This window comes from Cyanobium gracile UHCC 0281 (assembly GCF_034931305.1).
In the GTDB taxonomy this organism is placed as follows: domain Bacteria; phylum Cyanobacteriota; class Cyanobacteriia; order PCC-6307; family Cyanobiaceae; genus Cyanobium; species Cyanobium gracile_A.
Window position 1 is genome coordinate 42,621 of record NZ_JAYGHY010000011.1, and the last position, 23,421, is coordinate 66,041.

Genomic DNA, 23,421 nt, shown 5'->3' on the forward strand with positions numbered 1-23,421 from the left:
GAAAAGGAAAGTCCTATGGGATCTGCAAGCTTTCGTTATCAGTCCGCCGTCTTCTGTGGCCGCCGCCCCCCTGGGCAAGGCGGTACAGGCTTCAGGCGTTGGCGCTGCGACGGCGGCGCCACAGCCGCCATACTTTCTCGAGTTCCAGATAAAGGAAGAACACCAGACTGAAGCCCACGCAGAGGCCCAGATCACGGGCCGAGAGTGGCACGGTGCCGAAGAACTGCGAGAGCACGGGGACGTAGAGCAGCGACAACTGCAGCAGGCTGGTGAACACCACCGCTCCCAGCAACCAGGGGTTGCTGAAGGGATTCACCTGCACCAGCGGACGGTCGCTGCGCGCCGCCAGGGCATGACCCATCTGCGCCAGGCACAGCATCGTGAACACCATCGTCTTCCAGGGAGCGCCGGAGCGGGAGGCGTACAGCATCATCGTGATCGTGATCACGGCGAACACCACGCCGATGCGCAGGATGTAGCTGCCGATTCCCCGGGCGAAGATCGATTCACCGGGCTCGGCAGGCGGGCGCTGCATCAGGCCGGCCTCGCCGGGCTCCAGGGCCAGGGCCAGGGCGGGCACCCCGTCGGTCACCAGGTTCATCCAGAGGATCTGGATCGGCGTCATCGGCACACCCGCCAGCCCCAGCAGCGGGGCTGAACCGATCGTGATCAGTTCACCCACGTTGCTGCCGAGGATGTACTTGATGAAGCGGCGGATGTTGGCGTACACCAGCCGGCCCTGCTCCACCGCATTGACGATCGTGGCGAAGTTGTCGTCGAGCAGCACCATGTCGGAGGCCTCCTTGCTCACCTCAGTGCCGGTGATGCCCATGGCCACGCCGATGTGGGCCTGCTTCAGGGCCGGGGCATCGTTGACGCCGTCGCCTGTCATGGCCACCACCTGGCCCAGACTCTGCAATGCCTTGACGATGCGCAGCTTCTGCTCGGGCGGCACCCGGGCATAGATGTTGCAGCGAGCCACGATCGCAGCCAGACCGGCCGCATCGGCCTCCTCCAGCTGCCGGCCGAGCACGACTTCGGCGCCGGGGTCCACCAGGCCGATGTTGACGCCGATGGCGCGGGCGGTGAGGGGGTGGTCGCCGGTGATCATCACCGGGCGGATGCCGGCCTCCCGGCAGCGGGCCACCGCCAGGGCCACCTCGGGACGGGCGGGATCCAACTGGGCCATCAGCCCGAGAAGCACCTGGTGCTCCAGTTCATTCTCGGGGCTGGGGTGGTGGGGGGCGCAGGCGAAAGCAAGCACCCGCAGGCCGGACGCCGCCAGCCCCCGGGCCTGCTCCAGCCACCACTGGCGCTGGTCGTCGCTGAGGATGGCCACACCGGAGGCGTCGAGCCAGCGATCACAGGTGCCGAGGATCACCTCGGGGGCCCCCTTGCTGATCATCAAGGTGGTGGAGCCGGCGGCCGTGTCCCCCAGGGGGGCCTGCAGGCTGCCGTCGTGGTCGTCCACCCAGACCGCCATCAGCTGGCGCTCGGAGCTGAAGGGGATCTCGGCGTCGCGCTTGTAGTGGCTGCGCAGGGCGAAGCCATCCAGGTCGGCCTTCGCCGCTGCCACCACCAGGGCCCCCTCGGTGGGATCGCCGAGGATGTCCCAGCGGCCGTCGGGCTCCTGCTTGAGTTCGGCGTCGCTGCACAGCACACCGGCCTGCAGCAGCAGATTGCGGCCCCCTGGGGCCAGACCAGCCGTGGCTTCAGCGGGGACGGGAAGCTCGGTGGCCTGAAACTCGCCGTGGGGGTCGTAGCCGTTGCCGCTGACTGCCAGCGCCGTGGTGCCGCTGCGCAGCTCCTGCACCACCTGACGGTTGAGGGTGAGGGTGCCGGTCTTGTCGGTGCAGATCACCGTGACCGAACCCAGGGCCTCCACCGCCGGCAGGCGCCTGATCAGGGCGGAGCGCTGCACCATCCGCTGGGTGCCGATCGCCAGGGTCACCGTGATCACCGCCGGCAGCCCTTCCGGCACGATCGCCACCGCCATCGATAGGGCCACCTCCAGCAGATCGAGCAGGCCCTGGCCCAACAGCCAGCCCAGCAGCACCACCACGGCCACCAGGGCCAGCGCGGAGACCACCAGCACGTTGGCGAGCCCGTCGAGGCGTTCCTGCAACGGTGTGGTCTCCCCACCCGCCGTGTTGATCATCTGGGCGATCTTGCCCAGTTCGGTGTCCATGCCCGTGGCGCTGACGACGGCCAGACCCCGGCCGCGTACCACTTCGGTGCCCTGGAACAGACAGTTCTGACGCTCCAGGACGGGGGTGGAGGGTTCAAGCAACAGCACGGCCAACTTGTTCACCGCTTCGGCCTCGCCGGTGAGGGCCGCCTCGCGCAGGCCCAGTTCGGCCACCTCCAGCAGGCGGGCATCGGCCGGCACCCGGTCCCCCGCCTCGACCCGGATCAGGTCCCCTGGCACCAGCTGCTCGCTCGGCAGCCGCTCCCAGATCCCGTCACGGCGCACGGTCACCAGGGGCTGGGCCATGTCGCGCAGGGCCTGCAGGGCCTGCTGGGCGCGGCTTTCCTGCAGGTAGCCGAGCAGGGCGTTGAGGCCCACGATCAGCACGATGGCGATCGCATCCTTGGGGAACCGCTGGGCGGCAAAGGCGACAGCGGCCGACACGGCCGCCACCGCCAGCAGCATGATCAGCATCACATTGCTGAACTGATCCCAGAGGATGCGCAGATTGCTGCGCCCGGCCTTGAGCTCCAGCCGGTTCAGTCCCACCCGCGCCAGGCGTTCGGCGCACTGGGCCGTGCTCAGGCCGTCGCCGCTGGCCTCCAACCGTTGCAGGCACTGCTCAGGAGTCAGGGCATGCCAGGGACTCGCAGCAGCAGCAGGATTCAACGGGATGGTTTCCCACTCGGACAAACCCTAGCCTTCCTCTCCGTTGGCACCTGCCCGGGGTGCACGCCTGTTGGGCCGTGCAGCCGGCAGGATCTGAACGGTGATCGGCGGCGTCTGGCGCTGAGGGGGGGCAGGTCCACGGCGCCTAGCGTTCCGATTGATCCAGCGGCAGTTCCGACGACGCATGCCCCGTCTCGACAGCCTGCGGCGCCGCCTCATCGGCACTCCCCTGCCCACCAGCGCCCACCACGAGGAGCGCTACAGCAACGCCGAGGCCCTGGCGATCCTGAGCTCCGACGCCCTCTCCTCGGTGGCCTACGCGACCCAGGAAATCGTTCTCGTGCTGGGGATGGGCGGGGCGACGGCCCTGGTGTACACCCTGCCGATCACGGGCCTGATCGTGGCCCTGATGCTGATCGTGGCCAGCAGCTACCGGCAGACGATCAAGGCCTACCCCCAGGGGGGCGGCTCTTACCGGGTCTCCCAGCAGAACCTCGGCCAGGGGGCGGGTCTGGTGGCCGGAGCCTCCCTCTCGATCGACTACGTGCTCACGGTGGCGGTGAGCGTGGCCGCCGGCATCGCTGCCCTCACCTCCTACGTGCCGGCGTTGGATCCTGAGCGGGTGCCCCTCTGCCTGCTGGCGGTGCTGCTGGTGATGCTCGCCAACCTGCGCGGCGTGAGCTCCAGCGCCCGGTTGCTGAGCCTGCCCACTTATCTGTTCATGGCGGCCGTCGTGACGTTGCTGGTGGCGGGGGCGATCAAGACAGGCCTGGGCCAGCTCCCTCCCCTGCCGGCGGCGGAGCAGCAACGATTGCTGGCGGCGGCCCACCAGGGCAGCCAGGGCCTTCAGGCCATCGGCCCCCTGTTGCTGATGCGGGCCTTCAGTTCCGGCTGCGCCGCGCTCACGGGTATTGAGGCGATCAGCGACAGCGTCGCCGCTTTCCGGCCCCTGGAGTGGCGCAACGCCCGTCGGGTGCTGGTGGTGATGGTGCTGATGCTGGCCCTGATGTTCAGCGGCATCAGCGCCCTCGCCAGCCAGAGTGGGCTGGTGGTGGAGGACAACGGTCCCACGCTGCTGTATCAGCTGGGCGAGAGGATCTTCGGCGATGGCCCGCTGCTGTTCGTGCTGCAGCTGGCGACGCTGCTGATCCTGCTGCTGGCCGCCAACACGGCCTATGCGGATTTCCCCCGCCTGGCGGCCTTCCTGGCCCAGGACGGCTTTCTGCCTCGCCAGCTCTGCTCCCTGGGGGACCGGCTGGTGTTCAGCAACGGCATCTTTGCCCTCAGCGGCCTGGCTGGCTTGTTGCTGGTGCTCGTCGACGGCAGCGTCAGCCGGCTGATTCCGCTCTATGCCGTGGGGGTGTTCATCAGTTTCACCCTGTCCCAGTCGGGGATGGTGATGCACTGGTGGAAGCTGCGCGAACGGGGCTGGCACGCCAAGGCCCTGGTCAACGGCGTGGGTGCGGGGATCACCGCCGTGGTTGGCGTGGTGCTGCTGGTCAGCAAGTTCACCCAGGGGGCCTGGGTGGTCGTGCTGGCGATCCCCCTGCTGGTGGTGATGTACAGGCGCATCCGCAGCCACTACGACCGCGTGGCCAGGCGCCTGCGCCTGGCTTCCGACGTGCGCCTCCACCTGCCGTCCTCCCCTCCACCCGGTGGGGGCCTTCCCACGGTGGTGCTGGTGGGCCAGCTGCACCGGGGCAGCTACGAAGCCCTGTGCTTCGCCCGCAGCGTCGCCAGCGACCTGGTGGCCGTGCACGTGGATCTCATCGGTGACCGCGCCGAGGGCTTGAGGGAACAGTGGCGCCTCCAGCTGCCGGACGTGCCGCTGGAGGTGCTGCCATCGCCCTACCGCTCCCTGGTGGACCCGGTGGCGGACTTCGTGAAGCGCTTCGAGCAGGCGCACCACAAGGATCGTCAGGCCTTCTGCATGGTCGTGCTGCCGGTGTTCGTCACCCGGCACCGCTGGGAGAACCTGCTGCATAACCAGTCGACGATTCGCCTGCGGCGGGCTCTGCGGGAGCGGGGCACCCGCGTGGTGACCACGGTGGGGTTTTACCTCTAGGGGCGGAGATTTCAGGCGTCAGGGAAAGCGGCAGCGGGACTGACCTGCTAAACCCCTGACATCAGGCCATTGCCATGTCAAGTTTCCTCGCCGTTGCCGGCACCGGTCCGGGTCTGATCACGCTCGGCGTGTTCATCGGGGCGATCGTCCTGTTTGTCAGCGGCAAGCTGGCGCCGGAGGTGACGGGCCTGCTGGCGGCCGCCCTGCTGGTGACCTTCGGGGTGCTGAGTCCCGAGGAGGCGGTCAAGGGCTTCGGCAGCCCTGCCCTGATCACCCTGATGGGCCTGTTTGCGGTGGCCTCAGGCCTGTTCCGCAGCGGTGGTCTCGACCGGCTGCGGGCCCTGATCGGCTCCGATGTGGTCCGCAGTCCGAAGCGGATGATCGCCCTGATGGTGGGCGTGGTGGCGCCGATCTCCGGCTTCATTCCCAACACCCCGATCGTGGCCACCCTGTTGCCGGTGCTGGAGGGCTGGTGCCAGCGCCGCGGCATTTCCCCTTCCAGGGTGCTGTTGCCGTTGTCCTTCGCCACGATTCTGGGCGGCACGATCTCCCTGCTCGGCACCTCCACCAACCTGCTGGCCAGCGATGTCAGCCGGCAGCTGGGTTTCGGCTCCCTCGACCTGTTCAGTTTCACGGCGATCGGCCTGCCGATCTGGCTGATCGGCAGTACCTACATCTTTTTCTTTTCCGACCGTCTGCTGCCCGATCGGGGCTCGGGCGACGAAGACATGCTGGTGAGCCTGGCCCGGGAGGGCTACATCACCGACGTGCTGATTCCGCAAGGGTCGGAACTGATCGGCAACTCCCTTCACGACAGCCGCCTGCAGCGCCGCTTCGATGTCGACGTGCTGGAACTGCACCGGGGGGGGGACAGCTTCAGCGCCCCCCTGGCCGACCTGCAGCTCCAGGCCGGCGACCGGCTGCTGCTGCGCTGCAACCGGGACAACCTGCTGCGGCTGCAACAGGAGCACACCGTCACCCTCGCTCCGGTGGGCGATCAGGAGGACGACATGCGCGAGCTCAGCGGGGCCACCGAATCGCCCCAGCGGGTGGTGGAGGTGTTGCTGCCCAACGGCTCCTCCCTGGTGGGGGCCAGTGTCCGGGACCTGCGTTTCCGGCAGCGCTACAACGCCACCATGCTGGCGGTGCGGCGCGGCAACCAGGTGTTGCGGGAGCTGCTGGGGCGGGTGGTGCTGCAGGCCGGCGACGTGCTGCTGCTGCAGGCCCCCCTCGATGCCATCCGCGGGATGCAGGCCAACAACGATCTGGTGCTTCTCGACGAACTGGAGAAGGACCTGCCCACCACCGATCGAAAATTCACTGGCATGGCCATCACGGCCCTGATGATCCTGCTGCCGATGTTCAAGCTGCTGCCACTGATGGCGGCGGTGCTGCTGGCCATGGTGGCGATGGTGGCGACCGGCTGTCTGCGGCCGGGGGAAGTGCAGCGATCAGTCCGCTGGGACGTGATCCTGCTGCTGGGTTCCCTCTCCTGTTTCAGCGTGGCGATGCAGAAGACCGGCCTGGCCGAAGCCCTGGCCCAGGACCTGTTGCGGGCCCTGCAGGGATGGCCGGCCTACGCCGTGCTGCTGGTGGTGTTCGTGCTGGGCCAGGCCTTCACCGAAGCCCTCAGCAACGGCACCACGGTGGTGCTGCTGCTGCCGATCGCCACGGAACTGGCCAAGGGACTGGCGCTGCCGCCGATGGCCTTCATCTTTGCGATCACCTTCGCCGCCAGCCAGAGCTTCCTCACCCCGATCGGCTACCAGACCAACCTGATGGTGTTCGGCCCCGGTCGCTACCGCTTCCTCGACATGGCCCGTTACGGCGCCCCACTCACGCTCACGCTCGCTCTCACGACCCCCTGGCTGATCTGCCGTTACTTCGGCCTCTAGGTCGGCGCCCGGCCATTCACCTCAGACAGGAGGCTCCTTGGCCTCCAGCTCAAGCTGCCGCTCTTCGAAGCGGGCCACCAGCTTCGGCACCACCAGCACGATCACCAGCAGCACCAGGGCGCCGAGGCCGAACTCCACGACGCCCTTCACCATCTGATCGAAGGGAATCCAGCGGCCGCCGAGCCAGGCCAGGCTCACCATCGTTGAGGCCCAGAGCACGGCCCCCAGCATGTTGAACAGCAGGAAGCGGCGGTAGGGCATGCGCACCGCCCCGGCGATCGGGCCCGCCAGCACCCGCAGCACCGCCACGAACCTCCCCATCAGCACCGACTTGCCGGCGTGGCGCAGGAAGCGCTCCCGCAGGGCCTCCATCTGCTCCGGAGTCCGGCCCAGCAGCCGCCCGGCCCGCAGCAGCAGCCCCCAGCCCGCCTGGCGTCCCACCCAGTAGCCGATGTTGTCCCCCAGGATCGCCCCGCCGGCCGCCGCCCCCATCACCCCGAGCACCTGCAGCTGGCCGCTGCCGGCCGCATAGCCCGCCAGCAGCGTCACCGTCTCGCCCGGCAAGGGCACACCGGCGTTCTCCAGCAGCATGGCGCCGAACACCACCCAGTACCCCCAGTCGTGCAGGAGGGATTCCAGGGTGGTGAGGCTGATGGTCCCGTCGAACATGGCCAGGGGCCAGGCCATCGCAGCGTGGAAGGAAACCAGACCCTATCTCCCTGGCCAGGCCAGTGTTCCGGTGCAGAGCCAGCGGCGGCGGCGCAGCCGGTTGGGATGGGGCCCCGGCCAGGTGAAGCGGGGCAGGGCCAGGGCTGGCGTCGACGCGGTGAGCAGGGCCCCATCGACGGTGGCCACCTGGCGGAAATGGCGTCCGCAGATCTGGGCGTCGCCGGGCAGATGGCTGTTGAAGGGGTAGGAGAACGACTGGGGTGCCTCCCCCAGCACCCGGCCGAGTACCGCGCTTGATCGGACCAGTTCCTGCTCGAACTCCGCTGGGCTGATGTTGCAGCGGGGGACATGGTGGTGGCCGTGGCTGCCCACCTCGTGGCCGGCGTCCCGGGCCCGGCGCAGGTGGGCCTCGCTGGGGTAGAGGCGATCGGCCGCCGCCACCAGCTCGGCGGCCGTGCCCCAGCGCTCCGCCAGCTCCGCCAGCAGCTCCCGCACTTGCGCCACGGGGGTGGCATCCCGCAGCCGGGCGATCAGGGCCGCACCCTCCAGATCGGCCGGCAGATCCAGCCGCTGCCGGGCCAGCTCCGCCAGCCGGGGCGCCAGGGTGGGGTGGGCGCCATACCAGTAAAGGGCGTGCTCCCAGACCAGTTCCCCGCCGGCGAGCATCCCGGACGACTGGAAGAACACGGCGGGGATGCCCAGTGCCTGCAGCACGTCCATCCCCTCCTCGTAGTTGCAGCGCAGGCCGTCATCGAAGCTGACGATCACCGCGAACTCCTCAGCGGAGGGAAAGCGGCCAGCCCGCAGATCGGCGTAGGTGAGGAAGCGGGCGCCGCGGCGCTGCAGGACGCCCAGTTCCGCGGCCAGCGCGGCGGGGGGGATCGGTGGCACCCCGAAACTGTCCAGGAACGGCACCCGGCCCGGCTGGTCAACCCGGTGATACAGCAGACACAGCACCTTCCCTTGCAGGCGCCGGCGCCAGAGCCGATCCAGGGGCGGCAGAAACAGCAGGTCCGCCGCCCGGTTGGCGATGCGCCCCAGGCGGCTCATGGCTGCACCACCCGCACGGCTGCGTCCCGGCGCGCCTGGTCGGCCAGGTAGGCGCGCACCAGGCCCCGGGCGATGCGGCGGTTGGCCACGAGCCGCTGCCAGGGCTCGTAGACGTAGCCGGTGCGCCGCAGGAACAACTTCCCTTTCTCCCACTGGGGCACCCGCGGGGCGGTGCCGGCCTCGAGCCGGCGGGCCGCCTCGATCAGCAGTTCGATGCCCACCTGGAAGCTGCGCACGTCGATGGTCTCGACATCGTCCTCGGGCTGCATCGGCACGTGGGCCGACAGGATGATGTCGCCGCTGTCGATGCCGGGGTCGATGTGGTGCACCGTGACCCCCACCAGCTCCGGATGCCCCTCCATGAGCATGTAGAGGTTGCAGTTGGCGCCGCGCGAGTAGGGCGACAGCCCGGTGTGCAGATTGATCAGGCCGTGGCGGATGGCGGGGATCAGCTCCAGCACCGGCGCCCGCAGCAGCTGGGTGCCGTTCACCAGGACGATGTCGGGGGCGACCTGGCGCAGGAAGTCGGCGGTGCGCTGCTCGTTGATGGCCGACGTGACCAGCACGGGCACCCCCTCCGGCAGCTCGGGCGGGGCGCCGTCGTGGTGGAACAGCTGCCGCTGCAGGGCGGCGCCGCGGCGGTCGTGGGGCCGCAGCAGCACGCGGGCGATCAGCTGGCGCAGCAGCCGCAGGGGCCGGCGGTATCTCGCCAGTCGGGCCGGCCAGCTGCGGCTGTCGGGCGGCGACACCTGCAGCACCACGCCCACCAGGGTGAACGCCTCGTCCGCCCGCCGCACCAGGTGGCGCTGGTAGAGGCCGTCGCAGCAGAGCACGGCCACCCGCAGGGAGCTCACGGCCATGGATCCGCCGATCGCAGCATCATCTGCGGATGGTACGGACGGGGCGGCCGGAAGGCGGCACAGTGGGACCGATCCAGAGGCGCCCATGGCCGTCCGTGACGTGCTGACCATCGGAGATCCCCGCCTGCGCCAGCTGAGTGCGCCGCTGGAACGGTTCGACGACCCCCTCCTGCCGGCCCTGCTCCAGGACCTGCGCGACACCATGGCCGCCACCGACGGCGCCGGCCTGGCGGCACCCCAGATCGGCGTGCCCCTGCGGGTGGTGATCTTCGGCATCACCCACAACCCCCGCTACCCGGAGGCGCCCCCCATCCCGGAAACGGTGCTGATCAATCCCGTCCTCAGGCCCCTCGGCGAGGAGATTGACGATGGCGCCTGGGAGGGCTGCCTGAGCGTGCCGGGGTGGCGTGCCCTGGTGCCCCGCTGGCGCCGTCTGCACGTCCGGGCCTTCGACCCTGCGGGCTATCCCTTCGAGCGCCGGGTGGAGGGCTTCCAGGCCCGGGTGGTGCAGCACGAGTGCGACCACCTCGATGGGGTGCTGTTTCCGGATCGGGTGGCGGGGGGGCTGCCCCATGGCTGAGCTGGCGTCATCTCCCCGCTGGTGGGTGCGCGGCGACCTGGACGGCTTCCTGGGCCTGGGGCTCGACAACCTGATCCAGATCCTGTTGATCGTGGCTCTCTGCCGCGGCGTGCTGGGGTATCCCGATGGCCTCATCTTCGGCACGATCCTGCCGGCCACCGGCGTCAGCCTGGTGGTGGGCAACGTGGCCTATGCCATTCAGGCCCACCGCCTGGGGCGGCGCGAGGGCCGTGACGACCGCACCGCCTTGCCCTATGGCATCAACACGGTCAGCTTGTTCGCCTACGTGTTCCTGGTGATGCTGCCGGTGAAGCTGGCGGCCACCAGCCAGGGCCTGGATCCCCAGGCCGCATCCCTGTTGTCCTGGCGAGCCGGCCTGCTGGCCTGCCTGGGATCGGGGCTGATCGAAGCGGGCGGCGCCTTCCTGGTGGCCCCCCTGCGGCACTGGCTGCCCCGGGCGGCCCTGCTCTCCACCCTGGCCGGCATCGCTCTCGGCTACATCGGGCTGGGGTTTCTGCTGCGCACCTATGCCGTCCCGGTGGTGGGGCTGGCGGTGCTGGCGGTGATCCTGCTGGCCTACTTCGGCCAGGCCCGGCTGCCCCTGCCGGGGGGTGTGCTGGCGGTGCTGGTGGGCATCGCCCTGGCCGCGGCCACGGGTCTGCTGCGGCTGGATGGCCCCACCTGGCAGACCAACCTGGCCCAGGTGGGTCTGCACCTGCCCGTGCCCCAGGTGGGCGCCCTCTGGGCTGGCCGCGATGAGCTGTTGCCCTGGCTGGGGGTGACGGTGCCGATGGGCCTGTTCAACCTGCTGGGGTCGCTGCAGAACCTGGAAAGCGCCGAGGCGGCCGGCGATGCCTACCCGGTGAAAAGCTCCCTGCTGATCAATGGCATCGGCACGGTGGCCGCCGCCCTGCTGGGCTCCTGCTTCCCCACCACCATCTACATCGGCCACCCGGGCTGGAAGGGCATGGGGGCCCGCATCGGTTACTCCTGGCTCAACGGCCTGGTGATGGGCCTGGGCTGCCTGCTGGGGCTGTTCGGGGTGGTGGGCCAGCTGGTGCCGATCGAGGCCGGCATGGCGATCGTGCTCTACATCGCCCTGGTGATGGCGGCCCAGGCCTTCCAGGCCACACCCCCGGCCCATGCCCCCGCCGTCGCCCTGGGGCTGCTGCCCGGCCTGGCCGGCTGGGGGTCCCTGATGCTGAAGGCGGGGCTGCGGGCCGGGGGCAGCGGCACCCCGGCCAATCCCTTCGGTCCCCAGCTGCTGCCGCCGCTGCAGCAGGCCGATGTGTGGGCCGCCGGGGCCTTTGCCCTCGAGCAGGGCCAGATCCTGGCGGCGATGCTGCTGGCGGCGATGCTGGTGTATGTGATCGAGCAGCGCTTCCTCGCCGCCGCCCTCTGCGCCCTGGTGGCGGCGGCCGCCTCCTGGCTGGGGCTGATCCATGCCTGGAGCTTCACCCTGGCCGACACGGTTCTCGACCCCGGCTGGGGCAGCGGCAGCCCCTGGGCCCTGGGCTATCTGGCGATGGCGGTGGTGTTCCTTCTGGGACGTCCGCAGCGCTGAACCGGGCGCTGCCTAGGGTTGATCGATTGCATCAGCGCCGCATGGCTTCTGCGCTCAAGGGACGCCTCAAGCGGATGGAACAACGCTTCGAGAGGGTGCTGTGGCGGCTGCGCCTGATCGCCATCCTGCCGGTGATCATGAGCCTGGTGAGCACGGTGGTCTCCTTCGTGCTGGGCACCCTGGAGATCGGCAAGGCCCTGGCCGCCTTCGGCAAGGTCGACCAGCTCGACAAGAAGTTCGTGGCTGAACTGCTGGGGGCGATCGTCTCGGGGATCGACCTCTACCTGATCGGCATCGCCCTGCTGATCTTCGGCTACGGGGTCTATGAGCTGCTGATTTCCCCGATCGAGGCGGCTCGGGAGCACGACCAGGGGGGCGGCGGCCTGCTGGACATCCGCAGCCTCGACCAGCTCAAGGAGAAGCTGGTCAAGGTGCTGGTGGTGGCCCTGATCGTGTCCGCCTTCAAGGCCATGCTCACCCTGCCGATCAAGGACGGCCCTTCCCTGGCGTTCTTCTGCCTGAGCGTTCTGCTGCTGGCCCTGAGCGGCTATCTGGTCACGGCCAATGCCAACCGGTCGCTGCTCTGATCATGGGAGCCGCTTCGCTGCAGCCGAACGCCACCCCCCAGCGCCTGCGGCTGCGGCGCCCCGACGACTGGCATGTGCATCTCCGCGACGGTGCCCTGCTGCAGGCGGTGGCGCCGGCCACGGCCCGCTCGTTCGCCCGGGCGATCGTGATGCCCAACCTCAGCCCGCCGATCACCACGGTGGCGGCGGCCGAGGCCTACGGCGCCCGAATCCGGGCCGCCCTGCCGGACGGCAGCCGCTTCACCCCCCTGCTCACCGCCTACCTCACCGACACGATCGATCCGGCGGAGATCGAGCGCGGCCATGCCGAGGGGGTCTTCACCGCCTGCAAGCTCTACCCGGCCCATGCCACCACCAACGCCGCCGCCGGCGTCACCGACCTGGCCCGGATCGAGCCGGTGCTGGCCGCGATGGAGCGGATCGGCATGCCCCTGCTGATCCACGGGGAGGTGACCGACGCGGAGATCGACATCTTCGATCGCGAAGCCGTCTTCATCGAGCGCCACCTGGCGCCGCTGCTGGGGCGGCATCCGGGCCTGAAGGTGGTGCTGGAGCACATCACCACCGCCGAGTCCGTCGCCTTCGTGCGTCAGGCGGGCCCCAACCTGGCCGCCACCATCACCCCCCACCACCTGCACATCAACCGCAACGCAATGTTCCAGGGCGGCCTGCGGCCGGACTTCTACTGCCTGCCGGTGGCCAAGCGCGAACGGCATCGGCTGGCCCTGCGCCAGGCGGCCACCTCGGGGGAGCCCTGGTTCTTTCTGGGCACCGACTCAGCTCCCCATCCCCGCTCGGCCAAGGAAAGCGCCTGCGGCTGCGCGGGCATCTACAACGCCCCCTTCGCCCTGGAGAGCTACGCGGAAGTGTTCGAGCAGGAGGGGGCCCTCGATCACTTCGAGGCCTTCGCCAGCCTGCATGGGCCCGCCTTCTACGGGCTGCCCCTCAACGACGGCCACATCACCCTGGTGCGGGAGCCCCATACGGTGCCGGCGCGCCTGCACGGGGGCGACACCACCCTGGTGCCCTTCCATGCCGGCCAGGTGCTGCACTGGCGGCTGGCGGAGGAGGGCTGAGTCCCTGCCCATGGCGGCCGGGATGGATCAGGGGCGCGTCACCAGCGGCGCCCCATCCGCCAGGGAGGGATCGCCGCCCAGCACAACGGTGCCGGCCGGTGCTGCGCCGGCCGCAGGGATCCGCTCCTTGCTGCGGTAGCCCCGCCCGTCGAACACTTCGCGCACCCAGGTGGCCGGGGCCCCGCCGCCGGACTGCCGCCGCCACAGATCACGCCAGCCGTTGCGGCGCGTCTCCGAGACGATGACCGGCAGCCGGCTGGTGGGGAAGCTGGAGACGAGTCGGTAGCCCCGGGCCCCCTGCTGGAACACCTGCAGCGTGCAGCCACCGGTGCCGCAGACGTAGGGACCCATCAGGTAAACGAGCACCTCCTGACGGCCATCCCCATTGAGGTCGGTGCGGGCGTGCACGTAGCTGATCCGCCCCATGCCGCCGCCGGCGCTCCCCAGGGCGCGGCGGAGGTCCGGGGAGGCCGCCAGGATTGCCGCCTCCAGCGCTGGATCGGGCCGGTTGCTGTAGGCGGGTCCGGCGACGGGGCGGGGTTCCCAGATCAGGATGCCGCCATCGGCCAGCAGACTCAGGTTCAGCCGGCCGTCCCGCAGCAGGTAGCCCCGCACGAAGGGAAGCTGCCGGGCCAGGGGTTCCCCCAGGCTGGGTGCCGGGCACAGGGCCCTGGTGCTGGCCAGGGGTCCGAAGCGGAAACCGCCGTTGCCGGGGTCGGCGCTGGGCTCCACCTGCCAGGTGCCGCTAGCGCGGTTGCAGTCGAGCTGCAGCACGGCCTTGCCATCCGCCTGGAGCGAAAGGGTGTAGCGGGAGGGGTCCGCCGGACGCTTCAGGCCCTGGGCGTCATCCATCGACTGGATCCCCACCAGCTGCCAGGAGGTGCCCTGCAGCGGCGGGGTCTGGGGGGCCGCCACCAGGGGCATCGACGCCCCTGCCATCAGCGAGACCGCGGCGATGGCGGCCCCCGTCCAAGCTCCCAGCAGCCGGGTTTTGCTTGATGAGAAAGGCATCGGACGTCTTCTGCTGGTCCGACGCTATGCAGGTCCGTCCCGCTCGTCCCTCGGGCCCCCCACAAATGGATACAGACTTTGCTGCCATGGGGATCCTGCGCGCCGCCGCCACCTATTTCGCCCTGGTGTTCGGCACCGGTTTCGTCCTGGGGGCGGTGCGGGTCCCGTTCCTTGTGCCGCGGCTGGGGCAGCGCACGGCCGAACTGCTGGAGATGCCGTGGATGGCTCTGGCCATGGTGCTCGCCGCCCGCCTGGTGGTGCGACGCCAGCTCCACGGCGCCGGCCCCGCAGCCCGCGCTGCCGTCGGCGGCCTTGCCCTGGTGCTGATGCTGCTGGCTGAGCTCGCGGTGGGGCTGCTGATCCTGCACCGTCCCCTGCAGGACATCCTCATCGACCGCGACCCGGTGTCAGGCGTCGTGTATCTGGCCCTGCTGCTCCTCTACGCGCTGCTGCCGCTGCTGCTGGGCCGAGGCTCCACCACCACGGCGGTGCCGTAGCAGAGCACCTCGGTGGCGGCAGCGGTGCCGCCCTGCACCTCCGAGCCGTCGTAGCGGGTCCCCACGATGGCGTTGGCACCCAGGGCCCTGGCGTGTTGGATCATCTGCTCGTAGGCCTGCTCCCTGGCCTGCTCGCACATTTCGGTATAGGCGCCGATCCGTCCGCCCACGATCTGTTTGAGCCCTCCTAAGAAGCCCTGCACCAGCGTGGGAGAGCGCACGACGATGCCGCGCACCAGGCCCCGATAGGCGGTGATGGTGTAGCCCTCAATCGTGAAGGTGGTGGTCACGAACATGGTTGGAGTCATTCAATGAGGTGGTGTGAGGGCGGCCTCCAGCAGCGGAATCGCCCGCTCCAGCGCCACGCCGCGGCTGGCCTTGAGCAGCACCCGATCCCCCGGCTGCAGCCACTCCAGCAGCACGTCGGCCGCCGCTTCCGGTGAGGCCACCCGCTGCAGTCGCGGTAGCCCGGCGGCGGCAGATTCCATGGCCTGCGCTTCGGTGCCGGTGGCCACGATCAGCAGACCGTCCAGGCCCAGCTCCCTGGCCCGGGCCGCCACCTGCCGATGCAGCTCCAGGCTGCGCTCCCCCAGCTCGAGCATCGTGCCCAGCACCGCATACCGGCGGCCCCCCGCTTCGCTGCCGGTGGCGGCCAGCAGATCCAGGGCCGCCAGCACCGCCTCCGGCGAGGCGTTGTAGGTCTCATCGAGCAGCTCCACCTCGCCCAGGCTCCAGCGTCGGGACCGCCCCCCCGGCAGCTCCACCGCCAGATCGACGAGGGCCGTGGCCGGCACGCCCAGCTCCTGGGCCACCGCCACCGCCAGCAGCTGGTTACGGGCGTTGTGGCGCCCCTCCAGGGGCAGCCGCAGGCTGGGCCCGCCCGCCAGGCTGAGGCCGTCAGCCTCCAGCCGCCCCACCAGGTCCGGCGCCGGCGTCGCGGCCGGGAACCCAGCCAGCTCGTCCTCCAGGGCGACCCGCACCACCCGGCCGCCCCAGACCCTGGCCAGGGAGCACTCCAGCAGGGGATCCCCGGCCGGAATCACCAGCACCCCTTCCGGCCCCAGGCCGGCGGTGATCTCGCACTTGGCCTGGCCGATCGCCTCGCGGCTGCCCAGGCGGCCGATGTGGGCGGTGCCGATGTTGGTGATCACGGCCACATCCGGTGCGGCGCAGCGGGTGAGGCGATCGATCTCCCCCAGGCCGCGCATGCCCATCTCCACCACCAGGGCCGCCGTGGTCTCGTTGGCCTTGAGCAGGGTGAGGGGCGCCCCCACATCGTTGTTCTCGTTGCCGCTGCTGGCCACCACCGGCCCCAGGGAGCCCAGGGCCGCCTTGATCAGCTCCCGCGTCGTCGTTTTGCCCGCCGAGCCGGTCACCGCCACCACCGGCAAACCCAGCCTTCGCCGCCACAGCAAGGCCAGCTGCTGGTAAGCCACCAGGGTGTCCTCCACCAGCCAGATGGGGGCGCCGCCGTTGGCCACCAGCTCCGCCAGGACGTCTCCCTCCAGGCGGCCCCTCTGAACCAGTGCCGCCGCGGCCCCGGTGGCGAGGGTCTCGGCCAGGAAGCGGTGCCCGTCGAAGCGCTCCCCCACCAGGGGCACGAACAGGGCGCCGGCCAGATCGCCGCGGCTGTCGGTGCTCACCTGGGCGAAGGTGTCCGGTGCAGTGGTTCCGGGGGCCATCAGGGGGTCACCCCAGAGCTGGCGCAAGGACTCGAACGGCAGCGGCATCAGCCTGGGGCACCGGGATCGAGCAGGATCATGCCGGAGCCCACCAGAGCCCGGCGGGCCAGCAGGCGCTGCAGGCCGTCCACCAGCTCCAGCCGTTCGTAGCCCAGGGCCAGGGCGCGCTGCTGCCAGCGCTCCGCCCAGCGCCGCCGGTTCGCTTCGCTGAGGCCGGTGTAGGTCGGCGCCATGGTCAGCACCAGCCGGCCTTCGGCGGGCACCGGATGGGCCGAGGCGATCAGATGGTCGGGATCGTCCTGGGCCAGCAGCGCCAGGAGGGGGTCGAGCGCCAGGGGCGGCGGTGGCTCCGGCTCCGGCAGGGGCGTGCTCTCCTCCACGGCCAGGGGGGGCACCGTGAAAGGAGCGGGTGCGGGGAGGGCCGGAGCGGAGACGGGTGCCGGGGTCGCCAGGGGCGCAGCGGGCTCTCCGACCGCCTGCACCGCCCGGTGGGACAGCCCACGCCAGACCTGCCCCGCCAGGGCCAGGGCGAGGGCCAGCAGGGCCGCCAGCAGCAGGGGCCAGAACAGGGGGGCCAGGCCCTGGGGCCAGAAGCCCGGCACCGACAGGTCCCCCTCCCGGTTGCGGCGCCAGAGTTCGCGCAGCTTCAGGCGCAGGGTCGCGAGCACGGCCCGCGCGGCGTCGCCGAGCTGGCCCCAGGGACTGGCGTAGGGCGCCGGCAGATCGGAGGGTGGCGGAACCGGATCAGCCATGGGCGCCGGACTCAGGAGTCGTTACGGCGACGCAGCAAGGCCAGGGGGTTGCGGGGGCGCGGCGCCGGCGGAGGTTCCTTGGTGACCACGTCCGGCCTGGGCTCGTCGTGCAACAGGCTGGGATCGGCTCCCTGACCCTGGGAGAAGCGCTCCACCTGGGCGGCGTCGGGGGTGGGCTCTTTGACGCCGCAGACCTCGCGGTACATGGCGTCGTACTCCAGAGCCGAGCGGTTCCAGCTGAAGTCGGTGGTCATGGCCCGCCGCTGCAGCTCCTGCCAGCTGGGCTCGTTGCGGTAGGCCTCCCAGGATCGGACGATCGTGGTGTAGAAGTCGATCGCCTCGTAGCGATCGAAGCCGTAGCCCGTGCCGGTGCCGGCTGTGGGGTCGTTGGGGGGCACGGTGTCCACCAGGCCGCCGACGCGGCGCACCACAGGAATCGAGCCGTAGCGCATGGCCAGCATCTGGCTGATGCCGCAGGGCTCGAAGCGGCTCGGCATCAGGAAGGCGTCGCTGCCCGCATAGATCAGGCGCGAGAGGGCGTCGTCGTAGGTGAGGAACACGGCGAAGCGGCCGGGGTGGCGGGCGGCCATCTGCCACAGCCCCGATTCCAGGGCGCGGTCGCCGGTGCCCAGCACCACGAACTGGCTGTCGCTGTAGGCCAACACCCGGTCGGCCACCTGCAGCAGCAGGTCGACGCCTTTCTGATCCACCAGGCGGCTCACCATGCCCATCAGGTAGGTGCGGGGGCTCACGGTCAGCCCCATCCGTTCCTGCAGCAGCCGTTTGCTGGCGCTGCGGCCGGAGAGGTCGTCGGCCGAGAACGGTTCCGGCAGGGTGGGGTCGGTGGCCGGATCCCAGTCCGCGGTGTCGATGCCGTTGAGGATGCCGCGCAACTTGCCGCTGATGAAGTTCAGCAGGCCGTCGATGCGCTCGCCGTATTCGGGCGTGCGGATCTCCATCGCATAGGTGGGCGAGACGGCGTTGACCCGGTCGGCATAGAGCAGGGCCGCCGCCATCGTGTGATCGCCCTGCATGTACCAGGGACACCAGGTGATGCGGTCCAGCTTCCAGCGCCAGGGACCCTGATACCGCAGGTTGTGGATGGTGAACACCGTGCTGATTTCGGGGTCCTGGTGCATCCACACCGGGATCATGCCGGTGTGCCAGTCGTGGCAATGCAGAACCTGGGGTTTCCAGCCGCCGTTCCAGGCGAATTCAGCCGTGGCGTTGGCGAAAAAGGTGAAGCGCCAGTCTTCGTCTTCACCGCCGTAGATGCGCTCCGGATCGAACACCGGATGGCCCACCAGATAGATGGGCAGGCCGCTGCTGGGATGGCGGGTTTCGTAGATGGCGAAATCGGTGCCCATGGCGTGGCCGCGCCACATCGGCTCGGCCGGAATCTTCAGCCGACTCCACAACTTGCCGTAGCCCGGCAGGATGATGCGCACGTCGTGGCCCAGGGCCGCCAGGGCCGGTGGCAGGGAGCCCACCACGTCGCCCATGCCTCCCACCTTGATCATCGGAGCGCACTCCGCAGCGGCAAACAGAACCCTCATCCGCGCTCGATCCCTGGTGCGCCAGGAACTCTACGGGCTGCCACGAGGCGCCCCTGCCTCTCATGGCAGCACCGTCACCGGGGTGCCCACCTGAACCAGGTCGAACAGCACCCGCACGTCCTCATCGAACAACCGCACACAGCCATGGGAGACGGCGCCACCGACGCTGCGGCGGTTCGGCGTGCCGTGGAAGCCTGAGGTCACACAGCCCTTCACCTCCAGATGCTCCTGGCCGTTGAAACCCCTCCGGCCCTTGCAGTCCCGGTGGAATCCGATCCAGCGGGAACCGAGGGGATTGGTGGGACCCGGGGGAATGCGAAGGCCCTTGGCCGGATGCTCCCAGATCGGATCGGCGGTCTTTTCGATCACGCTGAATGATCCCACCGGCGTCTCCCAACCGGGCATGCCCACGCCGACAGGAAAACGGCGCAGTTCCCGCTCGCCCTCCATCACCTTCAGCAACCGATGGCGCCGGTCGAGCACCAGCTTGACCGATGGGGGAATGGGTTCCACTTCAGTTGTGCCTGGCTCCGGTGGGGTCACCACGGCGCTTGGCGGAGCAGAAGCCGCGATGGATGGCAGCACCATCGCTCCAGCCATGGATCCGACCAAGGCTGCAGCCAAAGACAGGGTGGCATGGCGGTTCACGATCGGAAAGGCCGGTGCATGGGGCTGATTCTGGACGCTAGCGAGCAGATGCTCCTCTGGAGTCTCCCAAGCCCATGGGACGGACAGGCAGCGTTGAGATCAACCACGGCTGTAGGGTTAGATGTTGGCTGGGGTTGATGGCTCCCTATCCCGATTATCCGCTACCTGAGGATGAGGAAGCACGCCTGAGGGCACTGGAGCGAATCCTGCTCCTGGAAACCCCTTCCGACCCGCACCTTGATCGCATCGTGCGCCTGGCCAGCACCACCCTGGGCATGCCGATCGGACTGATTTCGCTGGTGGACCAGAATCGCCAATGGTTCCTTTCCAGAACAGGAATCGATGCCTGCGAAACCCCTCGCGAGATGGCGTTCTGCGCGCACGCCATCATCACCGATGAGGTGATGGTGATCCCGGATGCAAGCGAAGATGGGCGGTTCAACACGAATCCACTGGTCATCGGGGAGCCGAACATCCGCTTTTATGCCGGGGCTCCTGTGAAATCGGCCGATGGCCAGAACCTGGGAACGCTCTGTCTGATCGATCAGCAGACTCACGGCTTCAGCGATGAGCAGCGGGAAGTGCTGAAGATGTTCGCCGAACAGGTCAGCCGCGAGATTGAATTTCGACAGGTCCAGTCACACTGCGCAGTGACGGGACTCTGGAAGCGAGAGGCCTTCCTTGGCCTGAGTGAAAAGGAGTTTCAACGGGCGATTCGGACCGGCAACCGGCTTCATCTCTTGTACTTCGACCATCGTCCCCCTCCGGCGGAGCGCTTGGGTGGGGGCTCCGAATCGGCGGAACAGGGCATCCGGGGACTAGCCGCCGGATGGCAGACGCTCTGTGGCCCCGCTGATCTTCTGGGACGGATGGCCGATCGGATGTTCGCCCTGCTGTTGGTCAACACGTCCACAGTGCGTGCCATGGACATCGCCCGTTCCCTCTGCGCCGAAGCGAACCAGTTCAACCAGTCGCGGACGGGTCACTGCGAAGCTGGGGAGGTGCATGTCGGTGTGACGGCCCAGGAATCGACAGATCTCAGCATCGCCGACATGCTGGTGCGAGCGGAGAACGCGTTGTACCTGACGATGGACGAAGATGCCGATCAGATCATGCGGGTGCAGGACACCGAGAATGGCAAGGTACGCTCATAGGAACGACCGGGCGGTGAAAACAGTCGCTTTGCTCGCTTCGTGGACATCTGCAGCACAGTTCATGAGCCAAGGCGTCACGGCCCCCTACCCCGGGGCAATGGAACAGCATCCTGGCATCATTTACAGCTTCAAGAATGACGTCGTAGCTCCGACCTGTTCCCGCACCTTCTGGTTTCTTCATAAGAGCAAGAAAGTCTGGTTCAGGCTGGATGAAAGGTACAGGGGGATGAACATCGAGCCTTCCTTCTTCTACAGGGGGCAATTGATCCTGTATCGAGGAGATTTGGCAACTTTTCCGATGGAAGAGCGAAAGTCTCTGGAAGCCACCAGCATTGTCTGGGGGAAGCACGTCTCCAATGGCTGGGGGTGGGGGCCAGAAGGAACCAACTATTTTCTCAACCTCTTGACGCGATGGTCTGTCTTTCAGCCTGCCCGTTGCCACCCGGAATATTTCAGCATGACGCATCACCTGCCTTTTTCCCATTGAGAGGATGGCTCAGGGTCAGGCAGTTGGCCATCCCCTCTTGGCGGGAATAGTTGATGCTCCATCCATAGTCCGTGCGAAGCTTCAACAGCATCACCAATCCCCAATGGGCTTCTCTGGCAAGAGGATCTGCTGTGCTTGCCGCCACTTCTTTCTGCAGGGACGCTACGGCTGACTCAAAGTCAAAAGGCTCACCACGGTCGATGATCTCGACACGAAGGGTGCTGGCTTTCACCTCTACCGAGAGAACGACTTGGGGAGCTGGAACGAGGTGAGCATGGGCATGACGAACCGCATTGGTGAACCCTTCCACCAGCGCCAACTGAGCCTGCATCCACAGCTCCTCTGGAACGGCCGAACAGGTCAGCCTGTCAAACCAGGTGAGTACGCTCTCGAGTTCATCGAGATGGCTGACCACAGTGAGCTGGCTGAACGGCACCTTGAATTCTCCATCGCTAGAGGGATTCACGCGGCCCCTGAGTTCTTGCTGAATAGAACCAAAAATGTTTTCAGGATCAGTTGAAGATCGTAGACAAGGCTCCAGTTCTTCTGATAGCGAAGGTCAAGCCTGATCACGTCTTCGAAGTCGCGGATGGTAGAGCGACCACTCACCTGCCACTCACCGCTCAACCCGGGGCGCACATCGAAACGCTGCCAGCTGGGGATCGCGTAACGCTGGACTTCGTCAGGCGTGGCTGGTCGGGTTCCGATCAGACTCATATCGCCGATCAACACATTCCAGAACTGGGGCAGTTCATCAAGGCTGGTCTTGCGAAGGAATCTGCCCACTTTTGTGATCCTGGGATCATTATCGTTTTTGAAGAAGGCCCCTTGAGCCTGATTGGCAACGTTGGCTTTGAGAGCTTCGGCATTGCTGACCATGGAGCGAAACTTCCAAATGCGAAAATGACGTCCCATCCAGCCGCATCGAACCTGGCTGAACAGAATCGGCCCAGGACTATCCAGGCGGATCACCAGCGCCATGGGCAGGAAAAGGACCGCGGTGACGCCCAGTCCGACAAGGGCGCCACACACATCCATCAACCGCTTGATTCGCGAGCGCACCGAAGGGTGTGTCAGGGGGGGACGTTGATCGTCAACACGCGAGAGACGGGGAAGTAGGCCCTCGCTGTGCTCCACCATCGTCAACAGCTTCTCCAGTCCAGTCATCTGCAGCGCGAGCGTCACCTGACGATGCAGGCTCCAGGCGCGAAGCGGAACGGATTGTTCTTGCGCCGTTTTGATGGCACTGACAAGGGAGCCGATTCCGCTGCTGTCGATGACGGCCGTTCGCCCGAAATCCAGGATCACCTCTCGCAGATTCTGAACCTGTCCCATCCAGCCGGCGAAACCCTCACGAAACGCCACGGCCTCGGTGACCGTCAGCCGGGGTGGCAGCTGGATCATCAGGACACCGTTCTGAACGGTCTGAACGAAGGCAGAGGCAGGAGACTGGTGACCCATCATTGCAACGGGAAGTGGGCCTGAAGACTGCGACACAGGGACTGGGCTGAACTGTCGGTCACGTCGCTGATCGAGGTTTGGAATGGGGCTTGAAGAAAACGAAGCAGATCGCCTGGACTCCAGGCAATCGGCACACCCATTTCCGACAGTGCCAGGGCGAGTTCCACCTGGTGATCGTCGACATGCTCCTGAAAGCGAACGCTGCGTGGAACGAGGATGAAAGGCTTCTGCAATGTATCGAGCAACAGGACCGTGCCTTCTCCGCAATGGGCAATCACGATCCGCGCCTCTTGAATCAATTCTCGAAAGGAATCCTCTTTCACCAACCGATACACGGTCGTACCACTGGGCAGAAACGTGCAGGTGCCATACTGAACGATGATATCTTCATCAATGAGCTGATTCTGGATCAACAGCTCCAGCCAATGCATCAGTCGGTTGAAGGGGAACTGTTCCGTCCCGACGCTGACGAGAATCATGGCCCGACGTTCCCCTGGACGACTTTGGCAGGGGGATACCAAAGCTGCGGCTGGGGCCAGCTCACGGAAACCAGATCTAGCCACTGACGAGCGTGCCGTCCAGAAAGTCTCAGTGTGTGGATACGGGTCACAGACTCACTGAACACGCTCTTGCATCCGAACAGCTTACCGAGTAAAAGAAAGGGAAAGGCGAAGCCAGCGCCTGTGGAAACAATCAGCCATGCTAGCTCCGTGCCTGTCGTACGCAGGGCCAGCAACAGACTTTGCACCACAGAGGAAGGTTGCTTTTGCTGGCTGCTCTGAAGGCTATCCAGCAGTGGGGATACTGCTGCCAGAAGACTGCCAACTCCTGAAGGGCCTTAAGTGTGATTTCCCACCAGGTTGTTCATGCCTGCAACTGAGCGAGCCGCTGCTGGGGGGTGAGGCCACCCAGGGCCATGTGGCACCTGCGGCCGTTATAGATCCGCAGGTAGGCCGGCAGCAGCTCATTG

At 67.8% G+C, this 23,421-nt stretch carries 22 protein-coding genes; 9 read left to right on the forward strand and 13 right to left on the reverse strand.

The window, feature by feature from the left end; all coding sequences use genetic code 11:
• Positions 1 to 91: 91 nt before the first annotated feature.
• The gene (locus VB739_RS05455) at positions 92 to 2,857 is read right to left on the reverse strand and encodes a cation-transporting P-type ATPase (RefSeq protein ID WP_323356096.1); all 2,766 of its coding nucleotides are present in this window, start codon (positions 2,855 to 2,857) and stop codon (positions 92 to 94) included.
• 184 nt (positions 2,858 to 3,041) lie between these two features.
• On the opposite strand from VB739_RS05455, the gene VB739_RS05460 reads away from it, so the two are divergent.
• Entirely contained in the window at positions 3,042 to 4,922 is a 1,881-nt protein-coding gene (locus tag VB739_RS05460) for an APC family permease (RefSeq protein WP_323356097.1), read from the forward strand.
• A 74-nt stretch (positions 4,923 to 4,996) separates the two neighbouring features.
• On the forward strand, positions 4,997 to 6,817 hold the full coding sequence (locus VB739_RS05465) for an SLC13 family permease (protein ID WP_323356098.1): 1,821 nt from the start codon (positions 4,997 to 4,999) through the stop codon (positions 6,815 to 6,817).
• A gap of 21 nt (positions 6,818 to 6,838) precedes the next feature.
• Here VB739_RS05465 and VB739_RS05470 read toward each other — a convergent pair whose 3' ends face one another.
• From VB739_RS05470 to VB739_RS05480, 3 genes are read right to left on the reverse strand one after another with little or no spacing between them, the layout of a single operon-like run.
• Positions 6,839 to 7,504, reverse strand: a complete 666-nt coding sequence (locus VB739_RS05470) for a DedA family protein (protein ID WP_323356099.1) — start codon at positions 7,502 to 7,504, stop codon at positions 6,839 to 6,841.
• A 24-nt stretch (positions 7,505 to 7,528) separates the two neighbouring features.
• Entirely contained in the window at positions 7,529 to 8,536 is a 1,008-nt protein-coding gene (locus tag VB739_RS05475; protein ID WP_323356100.1) for a polysaccharide deacetylase family protein, read from the reverse strand.
• Positions 8,533 to 9,396, reverse strand: coding sequence for a formyl transferase (locus VB739_RS05480; RefSeq protein WP_323356101.1), 864 nt, complete (start codon positions 9,394 to 9,396; stop codon positions 8,533 to 8,535). Before VB739_RS05480 ends, VB739_RS05475 begins: the two co-directional genes overlap by 4 nt.
• Before the next feature lie 85 nt (positions 9,397 to 9,481).
• Between VB739_RS05480 and def the strand changes: the two genes are divergently transcribed.
• The 4 genes from def to pyrC are packed head-to-tail and all read left to right on the forward strand — an operon-like array spanning position 9,482 to position 13,203.
• A complete protein-coding gene (def, locus tag VB739_RS05485) occupies positions 9,482 to 9,976 on the forward strand; it encodes a peptide deformylase (RefSeq protein ID WP_323356102.1) in 495 nt (164 codons plus the stop codon).
• Positions 9,969 to 11,540, forward strand: coding sequence for an NCS2 family permease (locus VB739_RS05490; protein ID WP_323356103.1), 1,572 nt, complete (start codon positions 9,969 to 9,971; stop codon positions 11,538 to 11,540). Before def ends, VB739_RS05490 begins: the two co-directional genes overlap by 8 nt.
• Positions 11,541 to 11,581: 41 nt before the next feature.
• Positions 11,582 to 12,127, forward strand: coding sequence for a YqhA family protein (locus VB739_RS05495; RefSeq protein ID WP_323356104.1), 546 nt, complete (start codon positions 11,582 to 11,584; stop codon positions 12,125 to 12,127).
• Between the two features lie 2 nt (positions 12,128 to 12,129).
• Entirely contained in the window at positions 12,130 to 13,203 is a 1,074-nt protein-coding gene (pyrC, locus tag VB739_RS05500) for a dihydroorotase (RefSeq protein WP_323356105.1), read from the forward strand.
• Between the two features lie 27 nt (positions 13,204 to 13,230).
• Here pyrC and VB739_RS05505 read toward each other — a convergent pair whose 3' ends face one another.
• A complete protein-coding gene (locus tag VB739_RS05505) occupies positions 13,231 to 14,214 on the reverse strand; it encodes an META domain-containing protein (RefSeq protein WP_323356106.1) in 984 nt (327 codons plus the stop codon).
• A gap of 86 nt (positions 14,215 to 14,300) precedes the next feature.
• On the opposite strand from VB739_RS05505, the gene VB739_RS05510 reads away from it, so the two are divergent.
• Positions 14,301 to 14,711, forward strand: coding sequence for a hypothetical protein (locus VB739_RS05510; protein WP_323356107.1), 411 nt, complete (start codon positions 14,301 to 14,303; stop codon positions 14,709 to 14,711).
• On the opposite strand, the gene VB739_RS05515 is transcribed toward VB739_RS05510, so the two are convergent.
• From VB739_RS05515 to VB739_RS05535, 5 genes are read right to left on the reverse strand one after another with little or no spacing between them, the layout of a single operon-like run.
• Positions 14,654 to 15,007, reverse strand: a complete 354-nt coding sequence (locus VB739_RS05515; protein WP_323356108.1) for a YbjQ family protein — start codon at positions 15,005 to 15,007, stop codon at positions 14,654 to 14,656. The two genes, VB739_RS05510 and VB739_RS05515, sit on opposite strands and share 58 nt — an antisense overlap.
• Before the next feature lie 12 nt (positions 15,008 to 15,019).
• Positions 15,020 to 16,441 carry a UDP-N-acetylmuramoyl-tripeptide--D-alanyl-D-alanine ligase gene (locus VB739_RS05520; protein WP_323356109.1) on the reverse strand — a complete coding sequence of 474 codons (1,422 nt, stop codon included), beginning with the start codon at positions 16,439 to 16,441 and terminating at the stop codon, positions 15,020 to 15,022.
• Positions 16,441 to 17,145, reverse strand: a complete 705-nt coding sequence (locus VB739_RS05525; RefSeq protein ID WP_323356110.1) for a hypothetical protein — start codon at positions 17,143 to 17,145, stop codon at positions 16,441 to 16,443. The genes VB739_RS05520 and VB739_RS05525 overlap by 1 nt, the downstream gene beginning before the upstream one ends.
• Positions 17,146 to 17,156: 11 nt before the next feature.
• Entirely contained in the window at positions 17,157 to 18,701 is a 1,545-nt protein-coding gene (gene glgA / locus VB739_RS05530; protein WP_323356111.1) for a glycogen synthase GlgA, read from the reverse strand.
• Positions 18,702 to 18,761: 60 nt separating this feature from the next.
• Positions 18,762 to 19,289, reverse strand: a complete 528-nt coding sequence (locus VB739_RS05535; RefSeq protein WP_323356112.1) for a L,D-transpeptidase — start codon at positions 19,287 to 19,289, stop codon at positions 18,762 to 18,764.
• A 197-nt stretch (positions 19,290 to 19,486) separates the two neighbouring features.
• On the opposite strand from VB739_RS05535, the gene VB739_RS05540 reads away from it, so the two are divergent.
• Positions 19,487 to 20,503 (forward strand): GAF domain-containing protein, encoded by a 1,017-nt coding sequence (locus VB739_RS05540; protein WP_323356113.1) that lies wholly within the window; start codon positions 19,487 to 19,489, stop codon positions 20,501 to 20,503.
• 61 nt (positions 20,504 to 20,564) lie between these two features.
• Entirely contained in the window at positions 20,565 to 20,990 is a 426-nt protein-coding gene (locus tag VB739_RS05545) for a hypothetical protein (protein ID WP_323356114.1), read from the forward strand.
• Here VB739_RS05545 and VB739_RS05550 read toward each other — a convergent pair.
• The 3 genes from VB739_RS05550 to VB739_RS05560 are packed head-to-tail and all read right to left on the reverse strand — an operon-like array spanning position 20,956 to position 22,930.
• Entirely contained in the window at positions 20,956 to 21,456 is a 501-nt protein-coding gene (locus tag VB739_RS05550; protein ID WP_323356115.1) for an ATP-binding protein, read from the reverse strand. The genes VB739_RS05545 and VB739_RS05550 overlap by 35 nt on opposite strands.
• The gene (locus tag VB739_RS05555; protein WP_323356120.1) at positions 21,453 to 22,454 is read right to left on the reverse strand and encodes a sugar transferase; all 1,002 of its coding nucleotides are present in this window, start codon (positions 22,452 to 22,454) and stop codon (positions 21,453 to 21,455) included. Before VB739_RS05555 ends, VB739_RS05550 begins: the two co-directional genes overlap by 4 nt.
• Positions 22,451 to 22,930, reverse strand: a complete 480-nt coding sequence (locus VB739_RS05560; RefSeq protein WP_323356116.1) for a glycosyltransferase — start codon at positions 22,928 to 22,930, stop codon at positions 22,451 to 22,453. Before VB739_RS05560 ends, VB739_RS05555 begins: the two co-directional genes overlap by 4 nt.
• Between the last annotated feature and the right edge of the window lie 491 nt (positions 22,931 to 23,421).